At 66.6% G+C, this 11,089-nt stretch carries 14 protein-coding genes; 2 read left to right on the forward strand and 12 right to left on the reverse strand.

What is annotated here, in order from left to right:
- Nucleotides 1-216: 216 nt before the first annotated feature.
- The 12 genes from madM to Q6A47_RS21555 all read right to left on the reverse strand — a co-directional run bounded on the left by madM (nucleotide 217) and on the right by Q6A47_RS21555 (nucleotide 9,237).
- Nucleotides 217-981, reverse strand: a complete 765-nt coding sequence (gene madM / locus Q6A47_RS21500; protein WP_116888103.1) for a malonate transporter subunit MadM — start codon at nucleotides 979-981, stop codon at nucleotides 217-219.
- Nucleotide 982: 1 nt separating this feature from the next.
- Entirely contained in the window at nucleotides 983-1,399 is a 417-nt protein-coding gene (madL, locus tag Q6A47_RS21505; protein ID WP_304485321.1) for a malonate transporter subunit MadL, read from the reverse strand.
- A gap of 60 nt (nucleotides 1,400-1,459) precedes the next feature.
- Entirely contained in the window at nucleotides 1,460-2,380 is a 921-nt protein-coding gene (mdcH, locus tag Q6A47_RS21510) for a malonate decarboxylase subunit epsilon (RefSeq protein WP_304485322.1), read from the reverse strand.
- Nucleotides 2,377-2,991, reverse strand: coding sequence for a malonate decarboxylase holo-ACP synthase (locus Q6A47_RS21515; protein WP_304485323.1), 615 nt, complete (start codon nucleotides 2,989-2,991; stop codon nucleotides 2,377-2,379). Before Q6A47_RS21515 ends, mdcH begins: the two co-directional genes overlap by 4 nt.
- A 1-nt stretch (nucleotide 2,992) precedes the next feature.
- Nucleotides 2,993-3,784 (reverse strand): biotin-independent malonate decarboxylase subunit gamma, encoded by a 792-nt coding sequence (mdcE, locus tag Q6A47_RS21520; protein WP_295486928.1) that lies wholly within the window; start codon nucleotides 3,782-3,784, stop codon nucleotides 2,993-2,995.
- Nucleotides 3,784-4,629 (reverse strand): biotin-independent malonate decarboxylase subunit beta, encoded by an 846-nt coding sequence (locus Q6A47_RS21525; protein WP_304485324.1) that lies wholly within the window; start codon nucleotides 4,627-4,629, stop codon nucleotides 3,784-3,786. The genes mdcE and Q6A47_RS21525 overlap by 1 nt, the downstream gene beginning before the upstream one ends.
- A complete protein-coding gene (locus Q6A47_RS21530) occupies nucleotides 4,622-4,921 on the reverse strand; it encodes a malonate decarboxylase subunit delta (protein ID WP_039577386.1) in 300 nt (99 codons plus the stop codon). Before Q6A47_RS21530 ends, Q6A47_RS21525 begins: the two co-directional genes overlap by 8 nt.
- A 1-nt stretch (nucleotide 4,922) precedes the next feature.
- The gene (locus Q6A47_RS21535; RefSeq protein ID WP_304485325.1) at nucleotides 4,923-5,768 is read right to left on the reverse strand and encodes a triphosphoribosyl-dephospho-CoA synthase; all 846 of its coding nucleotides are present in this window, start codon (nucleotides 5,766-5,768) and stop codon (nucleotides 4,923-4,925) included.
- Complete coding sequence (mdcA, locus tag Q6A47_RS21540; protein WP_304485326.1) at nucleotides 5,768-7,432, reverse strand: malonate decarboxylase subunit alpha; 1,665 nt, start codon at nucleotides 7,430-7,432, stop codon at nucleotides 5,768-5,770. Before mdcA ends, Q6A47_RS21535 begins: the two co-directional genes overlap by 1 nt.
- 111 nt (nucleotides 7,433-7,543) lie before the next feature.
- Nucleotides 7,544-7,774, reverse strand: coding sequence for a metallothionein (locus Q6A47_RS21545; RefSeq protein ID WP_029612109.1), 231 nt, complete (start codon nucleotides 7,772-7,774; stop codon nucleotides 7,544-7,546).
- Nucleotides 7,767-8,234, reverse strand: coding sequence for a hypothetical protein (locus Q6A47_RS21550; RefSeq protein ID WP_039577376.1), 468 nt, complete (start codon nucleotides 8,232-8,234; stop codon nucleotides 7,767-7,769). The genes Q6A47_RS21545 and Q6A47_RS21550 overlap by 8 nt, the downstream gene beginning before the upstream one ends.
- Nucleotides 8,235-8,340: 106 nt before the next feature.
- Nucleotides 8,341-9,237 (reverse strand): oxidoreductase, encoded by an 897-nt coding sequence (locus Q6A47_RS21555; RefSeq protein WP_304485327.1) that lies wholly within the window; start codon nucleotides 9,235-9,237, stop codon nucleotides 8,341-8,343.
- Between the two features lie 68 nt (nucleotides 9,238-9,305).
- Here Q6A47_RS21555 and Q6A47_RS21560 point away from each other — a divergent pair, with 68 nt between their 5' ends.
- Together Q6A47_RS21560 and Q6A47_RS21565 are read left to right on the forward strand one after the other, a co-directional pair.
- The gene (locus Q6A47_RS21560) at nucleotides 9,306-10,190 is read left to right on the forward strand and encodes a MurR/RpiR family transcriptional regulator (protein WP_304485328.1); all 885 of its coding nucleotides are present in this window, start codon (nucleotides 9,306-9,308) and stop codon (nucleotides 10,188-10,190) included.
- Complete coding sequence (locus tag Q6A47_RS21565; protein WP_304485329.1) at nucleotides 10,190-11,053, forward strand: DMT family transporter; 864 nt, start codon at nucleotides 10,190-10,192, stop codon at nucleotides 11,051-11,053. Before Q6A47_RS21560 ends, Q6A47_RS21565 begins: the two co-directional genes overlap by 1 nt.
- Nucleotides 11,054-11,089 lie beyond the last annotated feature (36 nt).

The raw sequence follows: 11,089 nt of genomic DNA on the forward strand, positions 1-11,089 counted from the left end.
GTGGAAGGTATGTTTGCCGATGTCGATGCCGATCAGGGTCACGTTGCTCATGATGACGGTCTCCGAAGTAAAAACACCCTACGAAAGCGTACGCCTCGTAGGGTGCCGGGGTGACCATCTCATTAAGAGGGTCGCCGTAAAGGCGAAAAGGTGAATCAGCCCCACCCCAAAATCCGGATAATCACATCGCCCCTCAAAAAACCCAAAACCCACCCCTCACCCCACAATCCCCCGCACACAAAAATACAAAACCGAAGGCCCCATCAAACACCCCAACCCCGTATGAAAGGTCGCCGTCAAAGCCCCATAGGGCACCAACCGCCGATCAGTCGCCGCCAACCCCGCCGTCACCCCCGAAACCGTCCCCGCCAGCCCCCCAAACACCATCGCCGAACGCGGGTTATCCAAGGCCAGCACCCGCGCCGAAACCGGCGTGAACACCATGACCAGAATCGCCTTGATCAACCCAGTGGCAATCGACAACGCCATCACCTCGGAACTGGCCCCCAACGCCGCCCCCGTCACCGGCCCGACAATATAGGTCACCGCCCCCGCGCCAATGGTGGTCAAGCTCACCGCGTCGCGATAACCAAAACTCCAGGCCACAACCACCCCGACGATGAACGGCAGCACCGTTCCCAGCAGCAAGGCCACCGCGCCGATCACCCCGGCCTTGCGCGCTTCGGTCGCCTGGACCTCGAATGCCGTCGCGACGATGGCGAAATCGCGCAGCATCGCCCCACCCATCAAGCCAATGCCCGAGAACAAGGTCAGATCGGCCAGGCCCTTCTGCCCGCCGGTCAAGGTGCCCCCCACCCAGGCCAGGACCAGGCCGATGACGATGGCGATCGCCGACCCGTGCACCCGGCCAAACGTCAGGTACTTGGAGAGCATGACCGACACCCACATCACCGCCCCGACCACGGCAAACGCCGTGATCAGGTCGTTGTGCGCCAACGCTTTCTCAATGATCGACCACATCTCAGCGCCCTCCCGCCACAGCTGCCTGAGCAGGTACTGGCGCTTCGAGCGCCGGCAACGGCTCGCCACGGTGGCTGCGGCTGATCAGCGCGATGGTCGCGCCGCACACCAGCACCGCGCCCACCGCAGCCACCAGCGCCACTGGCCCGCCATGCAGTGCGGTCACCACGTTCTGCTGCGCCGCCATGGCCACCACCACCGGGATGTACATCGCGCCCCAGAAACCGACGCCGAACTCGCACTCCTTGCTCATGCCCCCGTTGCGGTGCATGTACAGCCGCGCGCAGATCAGCAGGATCATGGCGATGCCGACCCCGCCCACATTGGATTTGACGCCCAGCAGCACGCCCAGGAAGTCGCCGACGATGACGCCGGCCAGCGTGCAGACCGCCAGCAGAGCCACACCATAGATGATCATTATTGTTGTCCTCAGGTTGTATCGAAGTTGTTTGTTGTTGTCCTTCGAGCGCCAGCGCAGTCATCGGGTGTGAGCCACCTCCTGGCGCAACAGCGCCTCCAGCGTATCTGCACGGGTCGATTCGACGCTCAGCACCTTGCCGGCGTCGAACACCCGCCGCGCCAAGCCGCTGAGCACGCTGCCCGGAGGCAGCTCCAGGTGCAGCCGCACGCCGCGCTCCCAGGCGCTGCGCAAGGTGGCGCGCCAATCGACGCGGCGCGCCATGTTATAGGCCAGGTCTTCGCGCAGGCGTTGCGGGTCGAACAGCGCCCGCGCGCTGCTGCCGCTCAGGTAGGTGAGGCGCGGGCGCTGCAGCGTGACCTCGGCGAAGGCCTGTGCCAGGGTCGCCGCGGGGGCCTGCAGCAATGCACAGTGCGACGGCACGCTGACCGCCAGACGGCGGGCCACGCCCTGCCCCAGCGAGCGCACACGAGCGACCACCGCGCCCATGGCGGCATCGCTGCCGGCAATGACCAGTTGGTTGTCGCTGTTGACGTTGGCCAGGTAGACCTCACCGCCAACCTCGGCCAACACGCGCTCAAGCGTGGCCTGCTCCAGGCCACTGAGGGCGGTCATTCCGTAACCGCTGGGGTATGTCCGCTGCATCAGGTCGCCGCGCAGCGACACCAGGCGCACTGCGTCCTCCAGCTTTAACGCCTCGGCCGTGACTGCCGCTGCATAAGCGCCGATCGACAAGCCGGCCACGCAGGCCGGCGCTGGGCTGCGGCGCAACAGCCAGCGCGCCCAGGCCACCCCAGTCAGCAGCAGACACAGCTGCACCGCGCGGGTGTGCTGCAAGGCCTCGGCGCTGTCAAGCGCCAGTACCTGTTCGCCAAGCACCTCGCTGGCCGCCTCCAGCACGTCGCGGCTGCCTTCGGGTAAATGATGCAGCATGCCGGGCTGCTGGGCGCCTTGGCCGGGGAAGGCGAACAGACTGCTCATGTGGCCACCTCCTCAAGCGACCAGGGATCGCTCACCAATCGCGCTCCCGAAGCCGCTTTCAAGAGCACCTGGCGGGCACCGCTGGCCCATTCGCGCAGCGCGACAGCCCCCTGCGGGGTTTCGAGCTGCACATCGATCCGGCACGCCACTGCCTCCAGCGCGCCCAGCAAGTCACACGCCCGTTCACACGACAGCCGCTGCGGTGCGTGCAGCAGCACATCCAGATCGCTGTCGGCGTGCACCACCTCGATACCGCTGGCCAACTGGAAGCCGACACTGCCGGTTGGCCCCCAGCACCACCCCTGCGCGTCGAGGACAGCGGCGACCTGCGCCACCGCCTGCAATGCGGGTAGATCGGTGTCGCCCTGCCAGCGCAGGCGCTCGGGGGCGATCCGGCGCACGACCTGCGCCAGCGGCATGCGTGCGGCAAAGCGCTGCGCCCGTGATCGCCCGCGCAGACCGACCGCCACCCAGCCCGCCGCCTCCAGCGCGCGGCGCACCACCACCGGCTCACCGGCTGCCAGCGCCTGCCGCGCCCACGCTGGCGCGTCAGCGGGCAGCAGGTCCGGAGTCATGCCCCAGAGCAGGTCGTGGGGGCGCACGGCATTCATCTCAGGCCTCCTGCCACTGCGCCCGTAGACGCTGACGCACCGCGCGCGAGGCGCTGCGGTGCTGTCCCTGCAGACGCACGCTCAAGTCGGTGCACGTGCCAATGTCGCGTACCGCCTCGATCAGCACGTCACGCACCCGCGCCACGTCCTGGGCTGTCGGCGCCTCGGCGCTGGTCACGCCCACCCGCTGATGCAGCAAGCCCAGCGAGGCATAGCTGTCCAGGTCATAGGCCATCGGTGGCACCTCGGCGGCCAGCGCCTCGAGCGCCTCGACGCTGCGCAGGGTGATCCGCGCGGCGGCGGCCTTGCCCATGGCGTGCACCATCACCCCCTCGTCGTCCAGCGCGATCAGGCGCTGGGCCTGGTAACCATGGGCCAAAAACGCGCCGGACATGGCCTTGCCCACCAGCAGCCCGATCACCGGATGACCGGCCAGACGGGCCTGGGCATAGGCCTCGACCGCGCCGGCCAAGGCCTGATGAATGCCCAAGGCTTCCTCCCGCCGACCATAGGCCTGGCTCGGCACGTCGATCAGTGCCACCAGCACGCGCTTGTCGCCCTCACGATCGGCCTGCACCGCGTCATCCACCGCCTTGGCCAGACCCCAGCCTTCGAGCAGGCCCACCTCGCCATTGCGGGCGCGGGGAAAGGGATTGTGCGCATCGGGGACCACCGCGATGAAGCGCGCCGGGCGATTGTCCAGTTCGGCGTCGATTACCTGCACCGATGCTGGCAACCCCGCCAGCGGCTGACCTTCAGCCAGGTGCTGCAACCACTTCTGGGCACGGTTCATCAGGCTTCTCCTCGATACAGGGTACGCACGGCGGCGGCGTCCATTTGCGGGCAATCGCTCCCCAAGCGGGCCAGACGCTCAAGGAACTCGGCATGCCGGCTGGCACGCCGGGCGCTGGGTTGTTCGAGCAGGTGCAGTATCTGCTCACGGATCAGGTCGACGTCATCGGCCACATAGGCATCGGCCAGACCGCTGGCATGGCGCTGCTCACCCCCGGTCAGGCTCCAGATGAACGGTCGGTCGCGCGAATCGTATTCGCCGATACCGGCCTCCTGCTCGATCACCTGCGGCCCGTTCAGCCCCAGGCGCGCCTCGCGGGTCACCAGCAGATGGCTGCACAGTCCGGCGGCGATGGACATGCCGCCAAAGCAGCCGACGGACCCGGCGATGACGCCGATCACCGGCTGATGCGCGCGCAGCGCGACGATCGCGGCCTGGATCTCGGCGATCGCCGCCAGGCCCAGGTTGGCCTCCTGCAAGCGCACACCACCGGTCTCCAGCAGCAGCACAGCGCAGGTCGGGATGCCCTGGCGATTGTCTTCCACGGCCAACTCCAGCGCCGCGGCGATCTTCGCACCGCCCACCTCGCCCATGCTGCCGCCCTGGAACCCGCCTTCGATGGCGGCCACCACGGCGGGGCGCTGATTGAGCAGGCCTTTGGCGATGACCACCCCGTCATCGGCCTGCGGCACGATGCCCTGCAACGGCAGCCAGGGCGACATCAGGCGCTCGAACGGGCCGAGCAGTTCGCGCAGGCTCCCCGGATCGAGCACGGCGCCAGCGCGCTGGCGCGCGCCCAGCTCAACGAAGCTGCGGCTGCGCAGCAGGTGTTCGCGGTCAGTCATGATCGATCTCCTCGAAGCCTTGTTCCAGGCGCAGGCGCACCACGCCGGGGGTGGCACCGAAGTCATGGATGTCGATGTTCAGCGCAGGCCAGGCGCGGCCCTGGAACAGGCGATCGAACAACTGGCTCCAGCGCGCCTGGCTGCCATCGACCGAGGTCAGCACCTGGATCTGCAGACGGCCCGGCTGGCCCGGCTCGATCAAGACTTCCAGGTCGCCCGAGCTGACGCAGCCGACCAGGGCGCGGCCCCGGCCCGGCTGCGCGGCGGGAAATTCGAAGGTCAGGGTTTGCATGTCACAGGCTCCCGGCTTTGTCGAGGAACAGGCAGGCGGCCAGCAAATCGGCGGCCCCGCCCGCAGAGGCATTGAGGTGCAGCAGGCGCGCATCCAACGCGCGCAGGTGGCGACGGCCGGCCAGGCTGGCACTGCCACCGGCCTCCAGCACGGCCCGGGCGCCCTGCTGCAGGACTGCCAGGCCTTGCTCGCCGGCACGCCACAACACGCAGGTGTCGCTGAGCGCGGCCATGATCGCCAGCAAGGCATCCAGCCGCGCAGGGGTCTCGCCGACGCCGGCGGCGCGGCTGCGCAGCAGTTGCGGCAAGCCATGCCCGATGATCGCCGGGAAGCCCTGCTGGGCCTGCTCGCGGGCACCGCCGACACCGTAGCGGCGGCGCACGTGCAAGCCATGGCTGTCCGCGATCGGCGCGGCAGGATCCTCGATCAGCGCCAAGCGCCCTGCCCGCGCCGTCACACTCAGCGGGTCGCTGTCGGCCGGGTTCAAGGCCCACGCCGCCACCAGCAGGCCCAACGCCCAGATTGCGCCACGGTGGGTGTTCACCCCCGCCGTGGTGACCAACATCGCCGCTTCGCCTTCACGCCCCAGACGCCCCAGTTCGGCGCGCAATGGCGTGGCGATGTGGCCAAACCGTTGCGCGGCCTCGGCCATCTGCCGCAGGCACGGCCACAGCGACAGCGCCGAGGCCTGCATCAGCGCCAGGTTCATGTCGCCATGCGCGCCGCTGCCGCGACGGTCCACCAGACCGGGCTTGGGCGACAGCTCGGCCTCGTCGATCAGCGCGTCCACCGCCAGGTCCGCCAGGCGCTCCGCCAGACTCAAAGGGGCAAGCATGTTCGCTTTCATCACCAGCTCCTGAAACGTGCGGGCGGGTTGTAGAGGCCACCAGACCAGTCCACCAAGTCGGCGATGCTGCGCGCGGCCAGCAGCTCGCGGCTAGCGTCGGTGCGGCGAATGCCCAGGTCCTCGGGCAAGGCCACCAACCCTTCGCGGCGCAGGCGCTCGGTGTCCTTGGGGTCGTGACGCAGGCCGATGGCCGTGACGCCGGCCACCGCCGCGATCATCTGCTGGCGTTCTTCGAGGCTGCGCGCCTTGTACAGGTAAGCGATGCCTTCCTCGGTGAGCAGGTGGGTGACGTCGTCGCCATAGATCATCACCGGCGCCAGCGGCATGCCGGCTTTTTTCGCCACCGCCACCGCATCGAGGGTCTCGACGAAGGTCGGCTTGCCGCCTTCCTGGTAGGTCTCGACCATCTGCACCACCAGCTTGCGCCCGCGTTCGAGCAGGGTGTCCGGCACGGTCATGTCCAGCCACGCGGGGGTGGCATGGCGGCGTCCGCGCGGGTCGTGGCCCATGTTCGGCGCACCGCCAAAGCCCGCCAGGCGGCCCCGAGTGACGGTGGAGGAATGACCGTCGCCATCCACTTGCAAGGTGGCGCCGATGAACAGGTCCACCGCGTACTGCCCGGCCAGTTGGCACATCAGGCGATTGGAGCGCATGGAGCCGTCACGGCCGGTGAAGAACACGTCAGGGCGCTGGGCGATGTAGTCCTCCATGCCCAGTTCGGTGCCGAAGCAGTGCACGCTCTGCACCCAACCGGTCTCGATGGCGGGAATCAAGGTGGGGTGTGGGTTGAGTGTCCAGTTGCGGCAGATCTTGCCTTTGAGGCCGAGCGACTCGCCGTAGGTCGGCAGGATCAGCTCGATGGCGGCGGTATTGAAGCCGATGCCATGGTTCAGCGACTGCACCTGATGACGTTCATAGATCCCGCGAATCGCCATCATCGCCATCAGCACGTGCACTGGCTTGATATGCCGTGGGTCGCGGGTGAACAGCGGTTCGATGTAGAACGGCTGGTCGGCGACCACCACGAAATCGATCCAGGACGCCGGAATGTCCACCCTCGGCAGGTCGTCCACCCGGTCGACCAGCTGGTTGACCTGCGCGATGACGATGCCGTCGCTGAACGCGGTGGGCTCGACCAGTGCCGGCGTGTCTTCGGTGCTGGGGCCGGTGTAGAGATTGCCGTCCCGGTCGGCGCAGAAACCTGCCACCAAGGTCACGTTGGGGATCAGGTCCACCAACAGCCGCGAGTAGAGCTCGATGTAGGTGTGAATAGCGCCGACTTCGAGCAGCCCGTCTTCAAGCAACTGGCCGATGCGCTGGCTCTGCGGTCCGGCGAAGGAGAAATCGAGCTTGCGTGCGATGCCCCGCTCGAACAGATCCAGGTGCTCGGCTCGGCTGACGCTGGGCATGATCATGTGCAGGTCGTGCAGGCGCTCGGGATCGACCTTGGCCAGCGAGCGGGAGAGGAAATCGGCCTGCTTCTGGTTGTTGCCTTCGAGCACCACGCGATCGCCTGGGGCGATCAGCAACTCCAGCGCCTCGACGATCCGCTCGCTGGGCAGTACCCGGCCCTCGGCCAAGTGACGCACCCGTTCGAGGCGGCGCTGCTTTTCGCTGCGCCGTCTCGACCAGTGCGGCGGCGGTGGATGCTGTGTTGTGGTCATGGGTGACTCCACGGATTCGCTGTCGTGGAGTCACCTTAGGCCTGGGCGTGGGGGGCATCAATCAAGCACGGCGGCAGTTCATTACGCTGAGCGTAACGGTTGCCAACGTGGTTACGGCGAGATCGGGTCACTCGCCGGGTAGGTTTCGTCCAGCGCATTGTCGACGCTCTTTTCGTCCGGCTGGGTCGCTGCGCCGCAGCCGCAGTCGCCCATGCGGCAGTGCTCGCCGTGCGGGTGACCGCTCGCGCAGGCCTCACAGCAGTAGGCCTTGCCGTCGTGGGAGAAGGCGTTGGCGTCAACCGTGCAGGAACAGTGGTTACAGGCGCAACGTTGCTCATTCATGGCGGTGCTCTCCATCGGCGTTCGAATCGTCATCGGTCCACGGCTTGCCGTCGAGGGGCTTGACGTGGGCCAGTTCGGCTTCGTCCAGGCCATTGCCACCGGCAATTTCATCGGCATCCACTTCGCGCAGGTTCATGTCGGCGGGCCCATCATCCTCGGCCGAATCCTGGGCGTCACGGGCACCCGGAACGCCGTAAAGCGTGTCCAGGCTCAGGTCGTCCATGGTCACGTTGTCCTCGTGCAAGCTCTCGGTCAGCGCCTCGCCCCCGCTCATGCCGCTCTCGGCGACCCGCTCTGGGGAGAAATCCTGCTCCGCCTCGGCATCGGGGCGTTCGTCGCCCACACGCCCACGGCGTTCATCCTTGCGCTCGCTGAAGTCCAGCTCACGGATGCTGCCCATGCGGTCTTCGGTGTCGTCGATTTCCTGGGGGCGGTATTTCTCGTCGTCTGCTTGGGCCATGGCGGCTCTCCGGTCAAGTGCGTTCAAGCGGTCGACTCTGCGCGGCTCGGGAAAATTCAGATTTTCAGCGTGCATGTCGTCGTCATGCGTCCAAGCCAGCGGCCAGTCAGCCCGGTCCGTCGCTCGCCGCGGCGAGAAGTGCTACCAGCATGTCGCTGATAGGGGTGGCAATACCATGGGCTCGCCCGTAACGCGACACGACGCCGTTACGGATGTCCCACTCCAGCGGTCGGTTGGCTTCACTGTCGGTCAGGATGGAGGTCCCCATGTCGCTGGGGAAGGCCTGAAATTGGTCGAGAATCGCTTGGGGCACGTCGTCGCGCAGGTTAGCGCCTTCGGCGCGAGCGACGGCCAGGCACTCCTGCAGATAAGCCAGTGACAACCTGGAGATATCGCTCCTGGCGTACATGCCCGCGCGACGCTGGGTGAGTGCCATCAGACCGGCCAGGGCGTTTTGGAGCAGCTTGCGCCACGCCACCGTCTTGAAGTCGGCGCTCAACTCGACGCCGCATCGCGTGCCACGCAGTGCTCGCACGACCACCTCGGCAGCGGGAATGTCCGGCAGGCTCAGGCGTGCCTCTCCACGCAGGCGAACCGAGCCGTCGGCCTGTGCCTGGGCAGGAAACCAGACCACTGCGGGCACCACACGCGCCTCGGCCAGGTGGGCAGACACGGCCTGCACCTGCTCGACGCCATTTTGCAGGACGCACACGACGGTCTGCGGACCGCTCAGGGCCGACAGCCAAGCGGCCGCTGCGTCGGTTTGGGTCGCTTTGACCGCAAGAAAGACTACATCAAAGCCTGGTCCGATCTGATCGGGACTCGTCTGCACGGGTCCGGGAACGCGGATGCTGCGCTCGCCATCCAGCAGCGTGAGTTCATCGCGCGGCCGTCGACCACATAACACCGGCGTGCGGGCGCATTCGTGCAACATGGCCGCCAGAGTGATACCGATGGCACCAGGGCCGACGATAGCCACAGACACGCAATGATTGTTGGTCATGGACGGATGCTCCTGAAAGCGTTGAAAACTGGGTTGAGTCTTTCGCCATGCCATGTAATAAATAACAAATGGATGAAAAGAATGGTAACGAAATTTCAAATAGCTCGACACGCATCGCCCAGTGGCTAAGCAGCGTTCAGGCCCGAAGCGGGGATCTGGCCGCCAGCGAAAGCAAGGTCATTGCCCTGCTGATGGCCGATCCCTTGTTCGTCGGTACGAGCACAGCTGCGCAGGTCGCCGCCCGCGCGGGCGTCTCTGCGCCAAGCGTGGTACGCGCTGCACGGGCAGTGGGCTTCGGCGGCTTCGCCGAACTCAAGATCGAGATCGCACGGGCACGGGGTACAAACCAATTCTTCGCACCTCCACAGGCGCTCGGAGCCAATGCAACGTCGGTTGACGTGATCCAGTCTTCGATCCATGCCGGCACTCACGCCCTGGATGCGCTGTTGGGCGCGCTGGACATCGCAGCGCTCGACCGAGCGGTTGAAGCGCTGCGCTCTGCCAGGCAAGTGATCGCCTTCGGCGCCGGCCCGTCCTCCATCGTGGCCGCCGACGCCGTCTTCCGCCTGCGTGCGGTGGGCGTAACGACGGTCGGCATCCAGGACCATCTGTCAGCGATGATCGCTACACGCCTGTTAGGGCAGGACGATGTCGTGATCGCCGTCAGCTCGACCGGACGCACAGCCACCACACTCGCCGTTGCCGACGCTGCGTCTTCGGCCGGGGCCTCACTGATCGCCATCACCAATCAGTACGGCACGCCACTGGCCAATCTCGCGGACTCCGCTCTGGTGATCGGCGGCGCACCGCTGCCGGCGCAAATGGCTGCCGCCGGCAGTCGGCTGGCCCAGCTAGTGGTCGTCGACTCGCTGGTCACGGCGCTCGCCATGCGCGACCCTGAGCGCAACCGTCGAGCCGAGCGGGCCGGTATCGACCTGCCCGATATCGACTGATGGGCCTCGACACAATAGCGCTCGTGCTCATCGCAGCCACCGCCCATGCGCTGTGGAACGTCGCCGCGAAGTACAAGCGTGGCGACACTTTGCTGTTCGTCTGGGCCTATACCTGCGCCAGCGCGCTAGTGTGCCTGCCGATCGCCTTGGTACTGATGGCCGAGCAACACCAAGCACTCGATGGCCGGCTCCTGGTCGCATCCGTCGTCTCGGCGCTACTGCACATCGTCTATTCGCTCATCCTCCAAGCTGGCTACGACCGCGCAGAGCTTGGCGTGGTGTATGCAGTCGCCCGTGGCTCGGGTCCACTGCTGACCATGGTGATCGCGGTTACCCTGCTCGGGGAGCGACTAGGCTTGGCAGCGATGTGCGGCGCGTTGCTCATCGTCATCGGGATCTTCGTCGTCGTCGGACAGGTTTTCGGGGGCGCTGGCCGCCTGCTGTCCCCAGGCGTGTTCTGGGGTGTGGCGACCGGGACCAGCATTGCCGGATATACGTTATGGGACAGCCACGCTGTCACCGGGTGGCATTTACCGCCGGTCAGCTACTACGCCGGCACGCTGCTGCTACAGGGCCTGATCCTGACCCCTTTCGCGTTGAGACGCCGGCATGGCATTGCGGTCGCGCTGCGTGCCAACGCAGCGCCGATCCTGGCCGTCGCCCTGCTCTCCCCGCTGGCCTATGTGCTGGTGCTGACCGCCATGCAGCGCGCACCGGTGGCACTGGTCGCGCCGATGCGCGAGTCTTCAATCGTCATCGGTTCATTCCTGGCGTGGTGGTTTTTTCATGAAGGCCACCTCGCACGGCGCATCCTCGGAGGGCTGATCGTGCTGGCCGGAATCACGGTGATCAGTCTTTTTTGAACTCTGCCTGTTCCGATCGCCTCAACCAGAGACCGA

This window comes from Pseudomonas boreofloridensis, from assembly GCF_030580795.1.
GTDB classification, from domain to species: domain Bacteria; phylum Pseudomonadota; class Gammaproteobacteria; order Pseudomonadales; family Pseudomonadaceae; genus Aquipseudomonas; species Aquipseudomonas boreofloridensis.